Below are 20,412 nucleotides of genomic sequence, written 5' to 3' on the forward strand. Positions count from 1 at the left end.
CTGAATAAATTCTGCGCTTTTTTAGTGTAAAAAATATAAAGTACGCTTTGTTTTTAGCAAATTTGGCTCAATGATATTCTTGTATGAAATCGACGCCTAAAATTGTGCGCAGTGCTCATCAACCATTGAAAATATAAATAGATGAAACTGAAACCGATGCAATCGGAGAGTTCTCATCAACTATTGAAAAACAATAAGATAAACTGATGAAATTAAACTTAAAACGTCCGTTAGCATTTTTTGACCTAGAAGCCACAGGTATAAGTGTAGGAGTAGACAGAATTGTTGAAATTGCTATCTTAAAAGCAATGCCAGATGGTTCAGAGCAAATCTTAACCAAACGTATCAATCCAGAAATGCCTATTCCGTTGGTTACTTCGCTTATTCATGGTATTTACGATGAAGATATTAAGGATGCACCTAAATTTGGTGATGTAGCCCAAGAAATTGCGGATTTTATTGGTGATGCAGATTTAGCGGGTTACAATTCTAATAAGTTCGATATTCCGATGTTACTGGAAGAGTTTTTACGCGTTGGTGTTGATTTGGATATGAACGACAGAAAGTTTGTTGATGTGCAGAATATCTTCCACCAGATGGAGCAACGTACTTTAAAGGCCGCTTACAAGTTTTACTGTGAGAAGGATTTGGTAAATGCGCATTCTGCAGAAGCCGATATAAGAGCGACTTACGAAGTTTTATTAGCGCAATTGGAGAAATACGAACATACTGAATTTGAAGACAAACAGGGAAATGTTTCTGTACCAGTAAAGAACGATGTTGAGGCGCTGCACACTTTTACCAACATGAATAGGTCGGTAGATTATGCGGGCCGCATGGTTTATAATGAAAACGGAGAAGAGTGCATTAATTTCGGCAAGCATAAAGGCAAAACCTTAGAAAGCATTTTTAATACCGAACCTAGTTACTATGCTTGGATGATGCAGGGCGATTTTCCTTTGTTCACCAAGAAAAAACTGGAAGAAATTTGGAAACGCTGGTCGGCTAAAAAAGACGAACAAAAGCAAGCTCGTAGCCAACAAGCACCTGCGCATAAGCAAAACCCTCAACCAAGAAAATCGGAACCTGCCAAACCAGTTACCAATGATATGTTGGATCAATTGAAAATGAAATTTGGAAAGTAGTTTTTAGGTATTAATCGCTAGGAATTAGGAGCCAGTATTTCTAAATTTTATCGACTAATACCTAATCTCTAACAACTTATTCCTATATAAAAATGACTTTCGAAAATAACTTAGCTTTTGCCCAATCTCTTGATCAACAAGATCCACTGAGAGAGATGCGAAACGAATACCTGTTTCCGCAGCAAAACGGAAAACCTTTTATTTATTTGTGTGGCAACTCTTTAGGACTTCAACCTAAAGTAGCCAAAGAGGTTTTAGGCAAACAATTAGACAACTGGCAGAACTTGGCCGTAGAAGGCTGGTTTGAAGGCAATGAACCTTGGATGTTCTATCACAAGGAACTGAAACGATTGATGGCGCCAATAGTAGGAGCTAGTGAAGCAGAGGTTTGTCCGATGAATACCTTAACGGTTAACCTACATTTGTTGATGGTGAGTTTTTACAGACCTACCAAAGAACGATTTAAGATTATCATGGAAGCTGGAGCGTTTCCATCAGATCAGTACGCCATAGAAAGTCAGGTGCGTTTTCATGGTTTCGATCCTAAAGAGGCTATCATTGAAGTAGCACCAAAAGAAGGTGAATACATTTTAAAAACAGAGGATATCATTTCCGCTATTGAGGCTAATGGCGACGAAATTGCTTTAGTACTTTTTGGCGGAATTAATTATTTCACCGGTCAGTTGTTCGATATGGAAGCCATTACCAAAGCAGGGCATAAGGCTGGAGCAAAAGTAGGTTTCGATTTAGCGCATGCTGCAGGAAATGTGCCTTTGCAATTACACAACTGGGATGTAGATTTTGCTTGCTGGTGTTCGTACAAATATCAAAATGCAGGTCCAGGAGGAATAAGTGGCATTTTTGTGCACGAAAAGCATTTTTCAGACCAATCTATACATCGCTTTGCGGGATGGTGGGGCTACCAAGAAAACAATCGTTTTTTAATGGAAAAAGGGTTTGTACCAGAAGCTGGCGCAGATGGTTGGCAAGTAAGCTGCACGCAAGTGATGCCAATGGCTTTGTATCACGCTTCGCTTACTTTGTTCGAAAAAGTAGGTTTTATGCAGCCATTGAGAGAGAAAAGCAAGGTTCTGAGTGCTTATCTAATTTACATTATTGATGAAGTGAACACTAAGCTTGGATTTGAGCAATTCAAGATCATCACGCCAAAAAATCCAGATGAAAGAGGGGCACAAGTTTCTATCATTGCTAAAAGCGATGGAAAGAAAATTTTCGACCATTTAGTAAAAAATAATGTTTTAGGCGACTGGCGTGAACCTAATGTGATCAGATTAAGCGCAGTACCAATGTATAACAGTTTCGAAGATGTTTTCAGGACTGGAGAATTACTTTTATCCGTTAGTAAATAAATATCAACAATGATTAATTACAACCCTAAAGAGTGGATCACTTTTATATTTGGTTTTCACAAAGCAGATACGTTTTTTAAGCTTTGGAAATTGATGTTAAGTGTATCAGTATTCTCCGGAATTATTGCTTACCTAGAGCTTAACCATATCAAACTGGCGGAGACTACTTACATTAAAAATGTAGGAATGATGCACAACCTTTTAGGCTTTGTAATCTCTATGCTTTTGGTGTTTAGAACAAATACTTCTTACGATAGATGGTGGGAGGGCAGAAGGCTATTAGGAGGTTTGGTAAACGTAAGTAGAAATTTTGCTATCAGAATTAATGCACTAAACCTAAGCAAAGAAGACAAGGAGTTCTTTAAATACGCTATTGCGAAGTATGCTTTTGCATTGAAAGAGCACTTGCGTGAGAAACAGTACTTCGGTAAAAACAGTGTTTTAATAGAGATTGATGGCGGTAAACATATCCCAAATCAGGTGGCGGTGAGTATAACAAATAGGCTTTTTGATTTAAATAGAGCTGGAAAAATAACTGCAGAACAATTAATTACGTTAAGTACAGATAGTACCCAATTTACTGACATTTGCGGAGCTTGCGAACGAATTAAAAACACGCCAATTCCGTATTCTTACAGTGCGTTTATCAAAAAATTCATTTTCGTTTATGTAATTACTTTACCGTTTGGATGGGTATTTAGCTTAGGTTATTTTGTAATAGCTATTGTGCCTTTTATCCTTTACGTATTGGCGAGTTTAGAATTAATTGCAGAGGAAATTGAAAATCCATTTGGTACCGATGCCAACGATTTACCTGTGGATGAAATAGCAGATAAAATTGAGAAACACGTAGGGGAAATTCTTGGTTAATCGTTGAAACCGTTTAATTGTTTAACTGAACCAACACTTGCTTAGACTACCTCAGCAATTCCAATGATCAAAATCGCTTATCATCCCATATACGCACATCCTTTGCCAGCTGGACATCGTTTTCCAATGGTGAAATATGAATTGATACCTGCACAGTTATTACATGAGGGAACAATAGAAGAAGATAATTTATTTGCTCCAGAACCAACGGATGAAGAAAACATTATAAGTGTACATCACATCGACTATTGGCAGCAATTAAAAGAACTCTCATTACCGTATCAGGAACAACGTAGAATAGGTTTTCCTTTGGATGCACAACTGGTAGAGCGAGAAATTAGAATAGCACAGGGAACGATTGACGGAGCTGTTTATGCACAAAAAAATGGCATTGCTTTTAACGTTGCTGGCGGTACACATCATGCCGGGAGCAATTGGGGCGAAGGTTTTTGTTTATTGAACGACCAAGCCATAGCCGCGAGTTATTTGCTTAATCATCAGTTAGCAAAACGCATTCTCATCGTAGATTTAGATGTGCATCAAGGAAATGGAACTGCAGAAATATTCGAAAGAGAAGAGCGAGTATTTACGTTTTCGATGCATGGTGAGAAAAACTTCCCATTCCGAAAAGAAAAATCTGACCTAGACATCCCTTTAGTTGATGAAACAAATGACGAGGAATTTCTGAATATCTTAAACGATAAACTTCCATCGATTATCAAAAAACATCAACCAGATTTCGTGTTTTATCTTTCTGGTGTTGATGTATTGGAAAGCGACAAGTTAGGAAAATTATCTTTGAGCAAAGCCGCTTGCAAACAACGCGATCAACTTGTTTTTGAAACTTGCATTAAACACGGGTTGCCAGTACAAGTGAGCATGGGTGGAGGTTATTCTGAAGATATTAAAATTATTGTTGATGCTCATTGTAATACCTTCAGAACAGCTTTTGACTTATTTGCTTTGTAATTTCTCAAATTTTAGCAGACCCTGAAATAAATTCAGGGTGACGTTAACGAGTGATCTGTCATGCTGAATTTATTTCAGCATCAGTTATAAATGTTTCTAAATAATTTTTACGTACGAAAACAAATTCTACATCAAAATATGATTACTATTCGCCACTAGAGGCTCTGGCAAATTATCTTCGCCCAACATATCACGTAAATCAATCTCAATTGCTCTACTCATAGAACTGATAGGAACGTCGTTTGCGCCACCTTCAAATGGATTTTCAGTGCTTTCGCCCACTTGTTCTAAAGTGAAAAATACCCAGCCAACCACTACACTAATGGGAATTGTTAACCACACAAATTGTAATCCTATTTTAGAAAACTCGCTTAAAAAGCCCAACGGCAAAACGATAGAAAGCAAATAAACAAACATTACATTTATGCTTGCAAACTGTCTTGGATAAGGGAAGTTCTTGATACGCTCATTCTTACCTTGCTGATCATATAGTTCTTTTAACAAAGCCTGCATTTCTACATAATTCAAATCGCTAATTTTGCCTTGCTCATTTAAAGAACGTAAATGCGTTGATTGTAAAGCTAAAATCTGCGCTGCTTTGTTTTTCTTTTTAAGGATGATTGTCAGTTCCTCATCGTTCATGTATTTTTTCAATTCTTCCGATAAATCGCTTTCCCATTCGGGTACTTTATAATAGTTCAGATACTCTCTATTGTAACTTTTGGTTTTCACGTTTTCCCAGCCTCGGCTTTCTCTCAATTGAAATCTCAAAGCCGTTAACCAAGCAAAATGATGATAGATCAAATCTTGATGTAATATTTTCTCGTTTGCAGCATCTGTATCTCTCACCATATCTTTCACCATCATTCCCCAAGCCCTGCTGTTATTTACAATGGCACCCCAAATTTGCCTAGCTTCCCATAGGCGATTATAGGTTTGTGTATTTCTAAAACCAGCAATAAAGGCTGTAGCTGTACCCACCAAAGCAACTGGCACCCAAGGTATGGCCAACCATTTCAATTCAAAGAAATAATATAATACCGTAGGAATGCGCTAACTATAATCAGGTAATAAATTTTACTCCTTGTCCAAGCAATAAAGTGATGTAGTTTATATATTCTTCCGCTATTCATTTTTAGATGTTAATGGCCTGCGCCCGTAATTTTTAATTCATTCAAATCTAGCTGTAATTCAGCTTTTCTAATTTCATCATCACTGTAAAACTTCCCTTTACGAAGCTTAAACAGTTCTTTTCGCTGCGCTGCATAAACCTCTAAAAGCAAATGTTGATAGGTGTGAATTTCCTCAATTTCTGTTTCGCTGCATTCTAGGGAAGCGAGTTGTTTCTTCCCATCAGCGATACTAACTTCCAAACCGTTTCTATAAAAACCAATCAATTCATTCTCCCTAGTTTTTTCTAAATGATGTTGATTGATCATTTCCAAAGCTAACTCATCTAGTTTCAATTGAATACCAGTTTGCTGTTCTTCGCTACGAGCAATGTTATCAATCTCTTCAATTTTAATAAGTTTGATGATAAACGGCAAGGATAAACCCTGCACCACCAGCGTAATAAAAATAACCACAAATGTGATGAAGATAATTAGGTTACGATGAGGAAATGCATTTCCATCCATTAGCAATGGAATGGATAAAGCGGTTGCTAAAGAAACCACGCCACGCATTCCGGCCCAACCAATTACCAGAGGACCTTTCCAACCCGGAGATGGGTCTTTTCTGATTTTAGCACTTAACCATCTTGGTACAAACGCAGCTGGATAAACCCATAAAAACCGAAGAGCGATAGTAATAGCACTGATGATTAATCCATACCTAATTCCGTCCCAAATTGAGTATTCTCCTAAACCGTGAATAATTTCCGGAAGTTCTAATCCAATAAGTACGAAAACCAAGGCATTCATCACGAAAATAAGTGTGGTCCAAACGCCCAACATATTTAACCTCGTGTTACCAGTTTTAAATATTTCGTGAGATCGCCAAGAAATAAACAAACCGCCGCTAACCACAGCCATTACACCAGAGTAGTGAAATTGTTCTGCGCCGAGAAACAAAATATAGGGTGTCATCACCGTTAAAGCTGCATCAATTGCTGGTGTAGTTGGCAAAAACCGATGGATGACGTACATGATATTTGCGCCAACCAAACCAACTACAATACCCATTCCTGCCACTAAGAAAAATTGACCAGTAGCCTGCTGCATAGAAAATGCACCAGTTAATACAGCAGCCAAAGCAAATTTAAATACAATTAAAGAAGAAGCATCGTTCACTAAACTTTCGCCTTCTAAAATGGTAAGCACTCTTTTAGGCACTTTCATTCCTTTTAAAACAGTGGCAGCAGCTACCGCATCTGGCGGAGAAACAATCCCTCCCAATAAAAAGCCTAGCGCTAAGGTAAAGCCTGGAATTAGTGATGCAGATGTATAAGCGATAACGGTAGAGGTAAAAAATACCAATCCAAAAGCAAGTAGTGCAATTGGTCGTTTCCATTTCCAAAAATCATTCCATGAAGTATACCAAGCAGCCTCGTAAAGTAGGGGTGGTAAAAATATCAAGAAAATCAAATCTGGATCGAGATGTAAAATTGGCATGCCAGGAATAAAACTGATCCCTAAACCAGCTATAACTAGAAAAATAGGGTAGGCAACTTTAATTCTTTGGGCTAGCATTACCAAAAGAAAAACGACAAATAGTAGCGCTAATACTAGTAGTAAATTGTGATGCATATCATAGGTTTTTTTCTACGAAAGTAATACTTAGCTAGCTATGAAAAAAGGTGAGATTTTAAGATTATTAGAAAAGCATTAACTATTTTGAAAAATACATTTGTGGAATAATCAAAACCTAGGCATCAGTTAAATATGAAAAAACTACAGATTTTGCTAACCAACCCTTGTACTGAGAACTGGTTGGAGATGACACCTTCAAAATTAGGGCGTTATTGCCATAGTTGTACAAAACAAGTTGTCGATTTGACTACAAAATCAGATGTTGAGATAATTGAATTTTTTACCAAAAAGAAGGCAAATGTTTGTGGCAGATTATCATCGTCTCAATTAAATAGAGAATTAGCTATCCCTCAACAAAAAAATAACTGGCATTGGTTATTAGGATTTGCACTAGGTGCAAGCGCTGTCATTCCAACAACTGGTTTAAAGGCTCAAAAGAATATTAGCGTTAGCGATAATCAAATAACTTCTTCCGATTCCAAAATTATACAGGCGAAATCTGCACAGTTAGTTGCAACTGATATTAAAGGGAAGGTAACGGATATGAATGGAAATCCATTGGTTAATGTAAAAATCAGTAGAAAAGGATTTCGAAATGTGATTGCCCATACTGATAGTTTAGGACTATTTAAAATCACGTTAGCTGTCGAAGAAAGAATTCATCCATTAGTTTTTGAACTTGTAGGATACCAGATTATTGAGCAGAATATCAGTACAAATATGCTCGTTAAATTACGCGAAGAACTTACAATAAGACTTGGAGGTCTACATGTTGTAGATACGTCTACTCTACCATTGTATGTGGTGTCTGTAGGTAAACAGACTTGTACTTTAAAAAATGACGACTTCCAAAAGATTAATCCAAATTGGATAGAAAAAATAGAGATTTTAAAAGATGCTAAAGCAAGAGCCACGTATGGTTCAAAAGCAAAGCACGGGGTAATTATTGTTAATCTTAAAGAAGAATATGCTGATAAAATTAACTTCTCTAAAAGAAAAATTAAGAAATAATTAAGCTCATTAAAAAATTGATTAATCTGTAAATACAATATTCTCTATCTTCGCCTTGTGTTAGAAATAGTATACCAAGACGAATATCTTATCGCTATCAATAAACCTCATGGCTTATTAGTTCACCGCTCTAAAATAGCTGATGACGCTAAAGAATTTGCTTTACAAATGTTGCGAGACCAAGTTGGTCGTCATGTTAATCCGACCCATAGATTAGATAGAAAAACTGGCGGAGTTTTACTTTTTGCATTTGATAAGGAAACAGAAATTGCCATGCAAAAGCAGTTTCAAGACGGTTTGGTAGATAAAAATTATTTAGCTATTGTAAGAGGTTACGCACCACTAGAAATGGAAATAGACTATCCATTAGCAAAAGAAAATGGTACGCTACAAGATGCGCAGACAAGTTTTGTTACGCTACAACAATCAGAAATTCCATTGGAAATTGGTAAGCATCCAACTTCAAGGTATAGTTTTGTGAAAGCTAACCCGAAAACTGGAAGAATGCACCAACTACGCAAACACTTTGCGCACATTTTTCATCCCATAATTGGTGATAGACCACATGGCTGTAATAAGCAAAATAGATACTTTAAAGAGCATCTGCAAATGAATACGATGATGCTGCATGCATTAGATCTTAGCTTTAGTCATCCTGTTACTAAAGACAAAATCACCATTAAAGCAGACGTACAAGATGAGTTCAAAAGGATGATGACCTTGATGAATTTCAGTCTTTAAAACAATTTTCTACCATTATTTGTGTTATTAGTAGAATTATGCCAGTAAAATACAAGCTACTTACAATCCTTGCAGTAATCTTATTGTGCAGTGGTTGTTCATCTATTTATATGCCGGGCGTTCCAAATACGCCAATGTTAACAACCAAAGGTGAGATTGCCGCTGGCGGTCATATTTCTCTTCGTGGAAACGTAAATATCAATACCGCTTATGCTTTTAGCGATAATTTGGCAGCAATGGTCAACTTTGGATCTATGAACAACGAACGTAGAAAACGAGACGTTAAGCACAACTATTTCGAATTTGGCGGCGGTTATTTTAAAACGTTCGGCCCTGAAGACAATAGGATATTGGAATTTTACGCCGGCATGGGAACCGCAAGCAGTAAACGTGTGGTAAGAGACTACGATGATGGCATTTTAATGAGCACTGATATTTACGATGCTAATTATACCAAAATGTTTGTGCAGGCTAACTATAGCTCTAAGAAGGTAAGTAAATTAAGATTGTTAGGCATAGATTTTGGATTGAATTACGGTACAGCTTGGCGTTTAAGTTTTGCTTCTACCAAAGATTTTAAGCTGAATGGTGTACCACAAGTTAATGAAGATAACATCTTTATTGAACCTGTTTTCTTTACAAGAATGATATTGAGCGAGCAATTTCAATTGCAATATACCAGTGGTAGTAATATTGGCTTACGGAACAGAAAATTTCTAAATGCGGGACATTCGGTTTTTAGTATTGGTGCAGTAATTAACATCGGTCGGAAGCCGAAAACCAAATAAATGCTAAATTTGAAGTATGAACAGGTACTTCATAGTTCTTCTATTGCTGCCATTATCAATTTTTGCTCAAACTTTCGAGCAAAAGATGAAAGCAATGCCTGTTTCTAAATTAGAAAATGGTATAATAATCACTTTTGACGAGCCTGAAAACTTAAGATCTAAACCTGCAAAAATTATCATTTATGCTTTGCCAAACGGCAATACTACTGCACAAACATTCGGTAAGAAACTAGCCAAAGGCGATGATTGGCATTTCGATATACAGCACATTGGCGCTCAAACCAGCTTTATCAGACAGGAAGATCAAAAGCATGATTACATTGTTGTCTACCTAGAAAATTCATTAAAAAGCTGGCCTGCATGGCGAAGACAAACCAAAAATGCAGATAGCATTATCTCTAAAATTGTCGAAGATATCCATTTGAAGTATAAAGGTTCAAAATCTAAACTCACTTTGAATGGTCACAGTGGTGGTGGAAGTTTTATTTTCGGTTTCATTAATTCGCAGCCCAAAATTCCAAACTACATCGAACGCATCAGTCTTTTAGACGCAACCTATGGCTACGAAACGGAAAAACATCAGCGAAAGCTAAATAATTGGCTTCAGGAAACACACAAATCGTTACAGGTAATTGCCTACAATGATAGCGTGGTGGTTTATAATGGAAAACCGTTGGTATCGCCAACTGGCGGAACTTGGTACAGAAGTAAACTGATGGCAAAAGATCTGAAAAATCTAAATTTAGAAGAAGACACTACGCAATTGAGGTGGACTGGTCAATCATCATCAGTAGCTATCACATTGATTAAAAACCCAGAGGCAAAGATCTATCACACCGTATTGGTTGAAAAAAACGGATTTATCCACTCGATCTTTAACGGAACAAAGTTCGCTAACAAAAATTATCGGTTTTGGGATAAAAGGGCGTATGAAAAGTTTATTTTAGAGTAATGGAAAAGGAAGCCGTAAAACGTAGAAAAATCATTCATATTGATATGGATGCCTTTTATGCTTCTGTTGAACAACGAGATTTTCCAGAGTTCAGAGGTAAGCCTTTGGTTGTTGGCGGTTCGCCCGAAGGTAGAGGAGGAGTAGTGGCTACCTGCAGTTACGAGGCGAGGGCTTATGGCATTCGGTCGGCAATGTCGTCTAAAAAAGCACAGCAGCTTTGTCCTTATGCCATTTTTGTATATCCTAGGTTTAATGCTTATAAAGAAGTTTCTAAACAAATTAGAGAGATCTTTAGTAGATATACAGATTTGATAGAACCACTTTCTTTAGATGAAGCTTATTTAGACGTTACTGAAGACAAACTCAATATTGGCTCTGCCATAACTATTGCAGAAGAAATTAAGAAAGCTATAAAAGAAGAGCTTAATTTGACCGCATCGGCGGGAGTTTCGATCAACAAGTTTGTGGCTAAAATAGCTTCTGATATGAATAAACCCGATGGCCTGACTTTCATTGGTCCTTCTAAAATTGAAAAATTCATGGAGAAATTGCCTGTCGAAAAATTTCATGGTGTAGGCAAAGTTACCGCACATCGAATGAAACTACAGGGTATTAGAAAAGGTAGTGATTTAAAAAAACTTACTGAAGATCGTTTGATGTTGTTATTCGGAAAATCTGGAAAATTCTTTTACAACATTGTTCGTGGTATCGATAATAGAGCGGTAAAACCGGATCGGGAAATGAAGTCTGTAAGTTCTGAAGATACTTTTAGTTACGATTTAGACAAAGGAAATGAACTGTACGAACGATTATTATCAGTTACGCAGTCGGCTTTTAAACGCCTAAATCAGTACCAGATGTTTGGTAGAACAATAACTGTTAAGATAAAATTTGCAGACTTTAAGCAAATTACCAGAAGTAACTCTTTTGAGCATACTATTACCAAAGAAGAAGATGCTTTTCTTGCAGCAAAGAATTTAATTGAAAATGCTGATTTTGATGGTAAATCTGTACGTTTAATTGGTGTTGGCTTTTCCAATTTTAATGAACCGAAAGTTAGGAATAGAATAGTAGAACAAGCTAGGTTGTTTTAGTTTTAAAACATTAAGGAGTTGAGATTTATTAAGGTATTTTCTAATTATAGATAACTAGTGTTAAATTGATTAGAAAACATCAAATATGACTAAGAAACACGTTACGCAACTATCTTATGAAATTACAGGCTACGCAATAAAAGTTCATAAGGCGCTCGGACCAGGGTTACTTGAAAGCGTGTATGAAAAGTGCCTCCATTACGAACTTTCAAAAAATGGTTATTCTGTAGTACAACAGATTTGGGTACCTGTAACTTATGAAGATATCATCCTAGATACTGAATTGAGATTAGATTTATTAGTGAATGATACTGTAGTAGTCGAGTTGAAAGCAGTGGAAGAAATTCATCCAGTTTACGAAGCACAACTTCTTACCTATATGAAACTACTCAAAAAGCCGCAAGGTTTACTATTCAACTTTTTCACCGACAACATTGCTAAGTCGATGAAACCATTCGTCAATGATTATTTTAAAATGCTTCCAGAGGATTTCTAAAGATTATTACAAACCGTCAAAAAACTAAGCTTAATTGAGAACAAAACTAAACTATCCTTAACTTCTTAATGTTTTAAAATGTAAACTTTAATATCCAATTAACTTCTAGTTAACCTGTTGCGGTTAAATTTGTTATCAAATATTAGATAATGAAGATCAACTTTATTCTTATCGCTGTAGCCATTGTGGCAATTTTGGGTTTTATCTACTTTGTGATTAAAAGAAATCGTAAAGACCAAAAGGATCTGGAAAAAGAACTTAACCAAAAAGAACTAAAGCCAGAGAAACACAGTAGCGATAAAATTTAGGTCTACTTTGGTAATCGCTCTGCTTTAATAATGATTGGCGGAGATGACAATGCTTCTAAAAAAGCAATGATGGCTTTTCTTTCTCTAATATTCAACATAATTCCTCGCACCAATTTATCGTTTTTAGGCACCAACGGATCATCTTTTTGATGAGCTAAAACAACATGTTCGGGCATTCCCATATTGTACAACACCATTAAGCTATCCATGTTTTTCACAGAACCCTGATGAAACCATGGACCAGTTTGCATCACATTCCTTAATCCTGGTGTTTTAAATTTGCCTACATCTTCAGGTTTTTTGGTGAAGTTGTATAAACCTAAATCTTCATTTTTGGTGCCGTATTCTGTTAATCCGATGTTGTGAAAGTCTCTATCGGTAAAGTAAGCACCGTGATGGCAGTTCATGCATCTGGCTTTTGTTCTAAACAAATGTAATCCCTGTAATTGTTGGTCAGTTAAAGCTTTAACATCACCGTTTAGGAATTTATCAAAGTCACTTTTGTCACTTACTATGGTTTGCTGAAAAGTAGCCAAACTTTCAAAAATGCGCTGATTGGTGATTTTTGAAGATCCGAATGCGGCAGCAAAATGAGGTTTGTAACCTTTAACTTTCGAAAGTTTCTTTGCTAAAGACTTCAAATCTTGGTTCATCTCGTTGTGTGCCGAAATTGGTCCTTCGGCTTGCTCAACTAAAGACTTCGCCCTTCCATCCCAAAAGAAACTATTGTACACCCAAACGTTCTCTAAAGATGGCGCATTGCGGATGTTTGCTAATTGTTCATGTCCAATGGAAACAGCTTTACCGTCTGCCCAGTTCAACGCCGGATCATGGCAAGTGGCACAAGAGATCTGATTAGAACCAGAAAGACGATTGTCGAAGAAAAGTAGTTTGCCTAATTCAACTACATTTTTAATAGAATCATTAGATAAATCGATAGGAGAGGACTGTAAGGCTGCTAATTCTTCGAACTTAACTTCTTTATCTACATTAGGTTTTGGCCAATATTTACTAGGCTGCGAATAAATTTTTCTTAATGAATCTATTGTTAAATCACTATTCATTTCCCAATCATTCGATTTAAAGGAAATCAATAACAAGCCAACGAGAAAGAAAGTAAGAATTAGCAAAGCCTTATTCATTGCACAAAAGTAAGCAATTGCAAAACACTTAATCTTAAACTTGATTAAGTTCAGTTTTCTCGGCAGCTAACTTCTTTGTTCTGTTCTGAAACCTGATAAAGAGTAGGATAGAAGCAGTTAATAAACCAAAGGTTAAACCGTACCAAATGCCTTTAACACCAAACCCAAAATGGAAACACAATAAATAACCTACCGGGATACCAATAACCCAATAAGATAAAAACGTGATGAAAGTTGGCATATTTACATCGCCCAAGCCTCTAAGTACGCCCAAACCTACAACCTGAGTACCATCAAATAATTGGAAAAAACTTGCGATGATAAGCAACTGGGCAGCTATGGCAATAACCGTTGTATCGCTAGTGTAAATATAAGGCAGCAAGTTATTTGCTAACAGAAAGATGATAGCTGTGACAGACATAAAAACAATCACAATATGGTAACTGGCTATCGCTGATAAGCGCAAAGGTCCGAATTTTTTACTCCCAAAATTATTTCCAGTTTTAATGGTAGCGGCGTTAGCAATGCCCGTAGCCAACATATAAGTAAACGCTGCCAATGATAATGCAGTGAAATGTGCTGCTTGTTCTACCTTGCCGATAGTACCAATTAAAATGCCCGCCCCACTAAAAGCACTGATCTCAAAAGAATATTGCATTGCAACTGGAGCACCAAGTTTGGCAATCTTCCTGATCCTCGAAAAGTCAAACGAGAACAATTTAAATTTAGAAAGATAGTCTTTGAAATTTGTAGAGTTGAAAACATAAGCGCCCATGGCAATCGCCATTAAAATACGATCTATCAAGGTACTTAAACCTACGCCACTAACACCCATCGGGCTAATGCCAAACATCCCCCTAACAAAGATAATTCCCAATATCACATTAATTACGTTGCCCCAAATTGTGATTAGCATAGCTTGTTTGGTAAACCCTAAACCTTCTGTAAATTGCTTAAATGCTTGGAAAATCATCAATGGAAAAATAGAAATACCCATGTATTGCAAATAAGGTTTAGCATGTAAAACCACGTCTGGAGATTGCCCTAAATGATCAATCACTTTGTAATAAACCAACAACACCAATCCATACAAAATGATGCTAGCTGTTATATTAATTAATATGCTATTAGAAAGTAGCTGACCGCACTCTTCCTTATTCTTACTACCGTTTGCTTGTGCAATTAATGGTGTTAAGCCGTATGAAATACCTAATCCAAGAACCAAAATGAGCATGAATAAACTGTTTACCAAGGAAACGGCAGCTAACTGAACAGTTCCTGCAAAATGGCCTACAATCATTCCGTCGGCCATGTGCACTAAGGTGTGCCCCAATTGTGATAAAACAATAGGTAGCGCTAAAATAAGGTTATCTTTATAGTAAGATTTGTACTTGGCAAACGAATAAGTGAACATACGCCACAAAAGTCGGAATTAGTTTCCAGTTTGCAGTGCGCAGTTTTTAGTTTCTAGTGTACAACATTCAAACTTTACAACCTTTCAACAAACCTTAATCTGCTAAAACATAATATTCTTCTTTTTCTGTGATATGAGGTAAAATAATACCCGATAAAATAAGGCTCACGATAATTTTCTGCGCTTTTTTGTAGGCACTTCTAGTTAGTTTACTGAACTCCTTTAAAGTGATGCGACCATTTTCGCCCAGGTATTCGAGCAATAATTTTTCTTGTTCAGAATATGCAATGAGCGTTCCTTCATTATCGCCATCCTTTTTCAATACTTCAATTAATATTTTGCTAGCCAACACACTTTTGTCCTGTACCCTGAAATAAACCCACCATTTGCCTTGCTCATCTAAAGCATAATGTGGCTTGGTATCACTTCTCGGTATTTCAGCAACTAAAACCAGCTTATCATCTACAATGTATTCTTCAAAATTAGGCTCTAAAGCTGGTTTACAAAACTGATGCGCTGCTTTGTTGATCATGTATTTTTCTTCCTCTTCAGCCTTTACGCCCTTAATTGTTCCATCATCGGCCACGCCAATTAAAAGTTTGCCACCTTTGTTATTAGCAAAAGCCACTAAGGTTTTAGCAATTTTTTCGCAATTACTAATCGTCTTCTTAAAATCAATATTTACGTTCTCTCCGGCAAGTATCACTCTTTTGATGTTCATCTTTAAAATACTTAATTTATAGAATAGCAGCTTTTTACTTTACACTTTTAACTTTATATTTAGATGGCTACGCGTTGCTTTTCTCCAGGGAATTTAAGCCTCAAATAAACTTCATTGCTCACCGTTGCACAAAGTTCACCTTGTTTATTATAAAGTTCCATCGGATAAGCTTTTACAAATTTCCCATGCTCATTTAGCGCTTTTTCGGCTTCTGCAATCATTTCATCAGTTATTTGTATGGTAAAATATAAAGCGGTGAGCCCGGGTTTTAAATATTGAATGGAAGCACTTTTTAGCCAAACCCTACATTTATAACCTTTCCGCTGCATCAGCTGATCAAACAAAATGGCATAAAATGGATCTGTAGCTGCGTAAATTGTTCCTCCGAAAATAGAACCATTGTAGTTTCTATTCAATACGCTATTGCTGATTTTAACGTCGACCCCTTTAAATCCTTCATGGAATTTTCTTACCCAAATGCGTTGAAATAATAAGGGTGGATATAAACTTAATGCCCATTTTAGGGTGCGCTCAGAAACTATCATTATTTTAAATATCACATTTTGTATTGAAGTAAAAAAGCTTTGTTTAAAACTTAACTTCAATATAACTTTTAGCCGCAGATGTATAGATATACTACCTTCGAAAATTTTGATAAATAATGGTGCAAATAAAATCTGTATATGTGTGGTTTAATTCAATCTCAGAGCTATATTTTGTAACATTTATAGCATTCCTAAAACTTTTCCACAATGGGCTTTAAAGTGTAGCTTATTTTGCTAAATTCGCAAGGTTATAATAAAACATAATAATCTTGCAGTTGGCGGTTAGCGAATAGCGATAAAATGCTTTACACATTAATCCAAATGCAAAACACAAAAAACTTATGGCAGAAGATTTAGAAAATCAAGAGGACGATAAAATTATCCCCATTAATATCGATGAGCAGATGCGAACTGCTTATATCGATTATTCGATGTCGGTAATTGTGAGTAGGGCATTACCTGATGTGCGTGACGGTTTAAAACCTGTGCACCGTAGGGTACTTTATGGTATGCAAGACCTAGGTGTAGGTGCTGGTAAACCATACAAAAAATCGGCACGTATTGTGGGTGAGGTTCTAGGTAAGTATCACCCTCACGGAGATTCATCTGTATATATGACCATGGTGCGTATGGCCCAACCTTGGAGCTTGCGTTACATGATGGTAGACGGACAAGGTAACTACGGATCTATTGACGGCGACTCGCCGGCAGCAATGCGTTATACCGAGGCTCGTTTCCAGAAAATGGCAGAAGAAATGTTGGCCGATATCAATAAAGATACGGTAGACTTTCAAAACAATTTTGACGACTCGTTAACAGAGCCAACGGTATTGCCAGCAAAAGTTCCGAATCTTTTAGTTAACGGATCTTCGGGTATTGCAGTAGGTATGGCCACTAACATGGCGCCACACAACTTAACCGAGGTAATTAATGCAACTATCAATTATATCGACAATAGAGAAATTACTATTGCGGAGTTGATGAAGTTCATTAAAGCGCCAGATTTCCCTACGGGAGCCATTATTTATGGTTATTCTGGTGTACAAGAAGCATTTGAAACAGGTAGAGGTCGTATTGTAATGCGTGCCAAAGCCGAAATCGAAAATATCAACGACCGCGAGGTAATTATCGTTACAGAAATTCCTTATCAGGTTAATAAAGCCATGATGATTGAGCGTACTGCTGAATTAGTTGGTGAGAAAAAAATTGAAGGAATTTCGAACATTAAAGATGAGTCTAATAAAGATGGTATCCGTATTGTTTATGAAATTAAACGTGATGCAAACGCAAACATCGTTCTAAACAATCTATTTAAGCAAACTGCGCTACAAACCTCATTCAGTGTAAATAACATTGCGTTGGTAAACGGTCGTCCGCAGTTGTTAAACCTTAAAGATCTTATTCATCACTTTGTTGAGCACAGGCATGATGTGGTTATCCGTCGTACTCGTTACGAATTGGCAGAAGCTGAGAAACGTGCTCACATTTTAGAAGGTTATTTAATTGCTTTAGATCACATTGAGGAAGTAATTAAGTTAATCCGTGCATCTAACACTCCAGAAGAAGCTAGAGTTGGCTTAATGGAGAAATTCGGATTATCTGATATCCAAGCTCGTGCTATTCTTGATATGACCTTACGTAGGTTAACAGGACTAGAGCGTGATAAGATCAAAGAGGAATATGCTGAATTAATGAAAACTATCGAATGGTTGAAATCTGTATTAGCAGATGAAGGTCTTCGTATGAAAATCATTAAGGATGAATTGACCGAGATTTTAGATAAATATGGTGATGAGCGTAGAACTACAATCATTCACTCGGCAGACGATATGAGCATGGAAGACTTCATCGAAGACGAAGAAGTTGTAATTACCATTTCTCACGAAGGATATATTAAACGTACGCCTGCTACAGAATATCGTACACAGGGTAGAGGTGGTAAAGGTTCTAAAGGTAGTAACTCTAGAAATGAAGATTTTATAGAGCACTTATTGGTAGCCACTAACCACAATTATATGTTGTTCTTTACAGAAGCTGGTAGATGTTTCTGGTTAAGGGTTTACGAAATTCCTGAAGGTACGCGTCAAAGTAAAGGACGTGCTTTACAGAACATCATCAATATCCCTAAAGAAGAAAAAGTTAAAGCTTATATTAAGGTTAAGAACTTAAAAGATCAAGAATATTTAGAGAATAACTTCATCATTATGTGTACTAAAAAAGGTACCATAAAGAAAACTTCTCTAGAGGCTTATTCTCGTCCACGTGTTAACGGTATCAATGCAATTAACATTAACGAAGGCGATCAGTTATTAGAAGCTAGCTTAACTACTGGAAGCAGCGAAATTGTAATGGCTTTACGTTCTGGTAGAGCAATTCGATTTAACGAGAAAACAGTTAGACCAATGGGTAGAACTGCAACTGGTGTGCGTGGTGTAACATTAGGTCACGATAAAGATGAGGTTGTTGGCATGATTGCTGTAGACAGTAGTGATGCAACCATTTTGGTAGTTTCTGAAAAAGGTTACGGAAAACGTACTGACATTGAAGATTACCGTGTAACTAACCGTGGTGGTAAAGGTGTTAAAACCATCAACGTTACAGATAAAACTGGTCAACTTGTAGCAATTAAAAACGTTACTGACGCAGACGACTTAATGATCATCAACAAATCGGGTATTGTAATTAGAATTGCAGTAAGCGAGTTGAGAGTAATGGGTAGAGCTACGCAAGGAGTGAGGTTAATTAGCTTAAAAGGTAATGACGAAATTGCTTCTGTTGCTAGAATTGACCACGAAGATGAGGAAGAAGAAAACTTAGATCAAGCAACTGGCGGTGAAGAAAATACTAACGAAGCTGACACACAAGAAAATGCTTCAGAAGAATAAAACAAATATTAACTAAATTTAAAATTAAGTCCATCGTGGTAACTAAAAATAATATCATGATGGATTTTACCGTTTAAGAACAATAAATTTATAAGTAAATGAAAAAGTTAATTTTAAGCGTAGGTATCTTAAGTTTATCGGTAGCTGCTTATGCCCAAAAATCAGAAGTAGCAGAAGCTAAAAAATCTTGGGATTTGTTTCAAGCCATGAACAGCGCACAATCTCTTAAGAAAAACCTTGAAAACCTTAACAAAGGTATAGGACATACAGATTTAGCAATTGCACATGAGAAAACGAAAAATACAGTTGAGCCTTGGGCGTTAAGAGCGTCAATGGCTTCTGCAGTAGCTTTGTTAGACACTTTGAGTGATGCTAATTCTGTAGCAAAACAAAAAATTGCAGAAGAAGCAATAGTTAAGGCTGAAGAGTTAGATAAAAAAGGTGATCAAAAGGATAATATTGCTAATGCGAAAATCAATATTGCCAATGCAGTACAAACTAGGGCGATAAAAGCTTACAATAGAAAAGATTTTGCTACCGCTTTTAAAATCTTTACAGAAATCACCGAAAAGAACCCGAGTGATACTTCAATGTTTTTGAATGCTGGTGTTGCAGCTAAGCAGTCAGGCAACTATGCTGGTGCGGTTAAAAACTTTAAAAAAGTGATTGAATTTAACACACCAGATGCTAAAAACTTAATGATGGAAACTGTGAATATAGAGCTAGGAAACTTGAAAGATACCACTGCTGCTATGGCAACTATCGATCAAGCGTTAAAGAAATTTCCAGACGATCCTGATTTTGTAGGTACTCAAACAGATATCTATATCATTAGAGGTGAAATTGAGAAATCTCAAGAGTCTTTAGGGAAATTAGTAGCGAAAGATCCAAATAAAGCAATTTATCACTTTTTGTTAGGTGAAACTTACTACAAGCAAGCACTAGCTGTACAAGCTGAAAGACAAAAAATCGACGCTAAAAAAGTGAAGGAATATAATGCGGTAACGGCTAAAATGACAGCATTAATTGACAAATCATTACCTTTCTACAAAAAGGCACAAGAATTAGATCCGAAAGCTGTTCACACTTTAGAAGCATTAAAACAGATTTACGCTTTCAAAAATGATACTAAAAGTTACGAAGAAACTAAAAAAATTTTAGATGCTCTTCCAAAAAATTAATATTGATTAACAATCTGTAACCATATAAAA

The 20,412-nt window shown here is 36.5% G+C and carries 19 protein-coding genes; 13 read left to right on the top strand and 6 right to left on the bottom strand.

The genetic code is table 11. The features are described from left to right. Nucleotides 1-206: 206 nt before the first annotated feature. From AC23ME_RS11305 to AC23ME_RS11320, 4 genes are all read left to right on the top strand, one after another. On the top strand, nucleotides 207-1,145 hold the full coding sequence (locus AC23ME_RS11305) for an exonuclease domain-containing protein (RefSeq protein ID WP_487727877.1): 939 nt from the start codon (nucleotides 207-209) through the stop codon (nucleotides 1,143-1,145). Between the two features lie 92 nt (nucleotides 1,146-1,237). Next, nucleotides 1,238-2,515, top strand: coding sequence for a kynureninase (gene kynU, locus AC23ME_RS11310; protein ID WP_487727878.1), 1,278 nt, complete (start codon nucleotides 1,238-1,240; stop codon nucleotides 2,513-2,515). A gap of 9 nt (nucleotides 2,516-2,524) precedes the next feature. Next, nucleotides 2,525-3,385: a bestrophin family protein gene (locus AC23ME_RS11315; protein WP_487727879.1), complete on the top strand. Its 861-nt coding sequence runs from the start codon at nucleotides 2,525-2,527 to the stop codon at nucleotides 3,383-3,385. Between the two features lie 63 nt (nucleotides 3,386-3,448). Further along, nucleotides 3,449-4,354: a histone deacetylase family protein gene (locus tag AC23ME_RS11320; RefSeq protein ID WP_487727880.1), complete on the top strand. Its 906-nt coding sequence runs from the start codon at nucleotides 3,449-3,451 to the stop codon at nucleotides 4,352-4,354. A 126-nt stretch (nucleotides 4,355-4,480) separates the two neighbouring features. On the opposite strand, the gene AC23ME_RS11325 is transcribed toward AC23ME_RS11320, so the two are convergent. Together AC23ME_RS11325 and AC23ME_RS11330 are read right to left on the bottom strand one after the other, a co-directional pair. Then, complete coding sequence (locus AC23ME_RS11325) at nucleotides 4,481-5,365, bottom strand: bestrophin family protein (RefSeq protein WP_487727881.1); 885 nt, start codon at nucleotides 5,363-5,365, stop codon at nucleotides 4,481-4,483. Nucleotides 5,366-5,496: 131 nt separating this feature from the next. Next, the gene (locus tag AC23ME_RS11330) at nucleotides 5,497-7,101 is read right to left on the bottom strand and encodes a Na+/H+ antiporter (protein ID WP_487727882.1); all 1,605 of its coding nucleotides are present in this window, start codon (nucleotides 7,099-7,101) and stop codon (nucleotides 5,497-5,499) included. A 135-nt stretch (nucleotides 7,102-7,236) separates the two neighbouring features. Between AC23ME_RS11330 and AC23ME_RS11335 the strand changes: the two genes are divergently transcribed. From AC23ME_RS11335 to AC23ME_RS11365, 7 genes are all read left to right on the top strand, one after another. Next, nucleotides 7,237-8,115, top strand: a complete 879-nt coding sequence (locus AC23ME_RS11335; protein WP_487727883.1) for a hypothetical protein — start codon at nucleotides 7,237-7,239, stop codon at nucleotides 8,113-8,115. Nucleotides 8,116-8,172: 57 nt separating this feature from the next. Continuing rightward, complete coding sequence (locus tag AC23ME_RS11340) at nucleotides 8,173-8,856, top strand: pseudouridine synthase (protein ID WP_487727884.1); 684 nt, start codon at nucleotides 8,173-8,175, stop codon at nucleotides 8,854-8,856. A gap of 38 nt (nucleotides 8,857-8,894) precedes the next feature. Continuing rightward, on the top strand, nucleotides 8,895-9,644 hold the full coding sequence (locus tag AC23ME_RS11345; RefSeq protein ID WP_487727885.1) for a hypothetical protein: 750 nt from the start codon (nucleotides 8,895-8,897) through the stop codon (nucleotides 9,642-9,644). Nucleotides 9,645-9,660: 16 nt separating this feature from the next. Then, entirely contained in the window at nucleotides 9,661-10,596 is a 936-nt protein-coding gene (locus tag AC23ME_RS11350; protein WP_487727886.1) for a hypothetical protein, read from the top strand. After that, the gene (gene dinB, locus AC23ME_RS11355) at nucleotides 10,596-11,690 is read left to right on the top strand and encodes a DNA polymerase IV (protein WP_487727887.1); all 1,095 of its coding nucleotides are present in this window, start codon (nucleotides 10,596-10,598) and stop codon (nucleotides 11,688-11,690) included. Before AC23ME_RS11350 ends, dinB begins: the two co-directional genes overlap by 1 nt. Nucleotides 11,691-11,775: 85 nt before the next feature. Then, nucleotides 11,776-12,186 carry a GxxExxY protein gene (locus tag AC23ME_RS11360; RefSeq protein ID WP_487727888.1) on the top strand — a complete coding sequence of 137 codons (411 nt, stop codon included), beginning with the start codon at nucleotides 11,776-11,778 and terminating at the stop codon, nucleotides 12,184-12,186. 149 nt (nucleotides 12,187-12,335) lie between these two features. Continuing rightward, nucleotides 12,336-12,494 carry a hypothetical protein gene (locus tag AC23ME_RS11365; RefSeq protein WP_487727889.1) on the top strand — a complete coding sequence of 53 codons (159 nt, stop codon included), beginning with the start codon at nucleotides 12,336-12,338 and terminating at the stop codon, nucleotides 12,492-12,494. Nucleotides 12,495-12,496: 2 nt separating this feature from the next. On the opposite strand, the gene AC23ME_RS11370 is transcribed toward AC23ME_RS11365, so the two are convergent. The 4 genes from AC23ME_RS11370 to AC23ME_RS11385 all read right to left on the bottom strand — a co-directional run bounded on the left by AC23ME_RS11370 (nucleotide 12,497) and on the right by AC23ME_RS11385 (nucleotide 16,316). Next, nucleotides 12,497-13,636 (bottom strand): cytochrome-c peroxidase, encoded by a 1,140-nt coding sequence (locus AC23ME_RS11370; protein ID WP_487727890.1) that lies wholly within the window; start codon nucleotides 13,634-13,636, stop codon nucleotides 12,497-12,499. A gap of 34 nt (nucleotides 13,637-13,670) precedes the next feature. Then, a complete protein-coding gene (locus tag AC23ME_RS11375) occupies nucleotides 13,671-15,050 on the bottom strand; it encodes an MATE family efflux transporter (protein ID WP_487727891.1) in 1,380 nt (459 codons plus the stop codon). Between the two features lie 94 nt (nucleotides 15,051-15,144). After that, on the bottom strand, nucleotides 15,145-15,771 hold the full coding sequence (locus AC23ME_RS11380; protein WP_487727892.1) for an AlbA family DNA-binding domain-containing protein: 627 nt from the start codon (nucleotides 15,769-15,771) through the stop codon (nucleotides 15,145-15,147). A 59-nt stretch (nucleotides 15,772-15,830) separates the two neighbouring features. Next, nucleotides 15,831-16,316 carry a PaaI family thioesterase gene (locus AC23ME_RS11385; RefSeq protein ID WP_487727893.1) on the bottom strand — a complete coding sequence of 162 codons (486 nt, stop codon included), beginning with the start codon at nucleotides 16,314-16,316 and terminating at the stop codon, nucleotides 15,831-15,833. A gap of 341 nt (nucleotides 16,317-16,657) precedes the next feature. Between AC23ME_RS11385 and gyrA the strand changes: the two genes are divergently transcribed. Both gyrA and AC23ME_RS11395 read left to right on the top strand, forming a co-directional pair. Beyond that, the gene (gyrA, locus tag AC23ME_RS11390) at nucleotides 16,658-19,201 is read left to right on the top strand and encodes a DNA gyrase subunit A (RefSeq protein WP_487727894.1); all 2,544 of its coding nucleotides are present in this window, start codon (nucleotides 16,658-16,660) and stop codon (nucleotides 19,199-19,201) included. A gap of 98 nt (nucleotides 19,202-19,299) precedes the next feature. Then, nucleotides 19,300-20,382, top strand: a complete 1,083-nt coding sequence (locus AC23ME_RS11395) for a tetratricopeptide repeat protein (protein WP_487727895.1) — start codon at nucleotides 19,300-19,302, stop codon at nucleotides 20,380-20,382. Nucleotides 20,383-20,412: the final 30 nt, after the last annotated feature.

The organism is Pedobacter sp. T50_32, assembly GCF_057652195.1.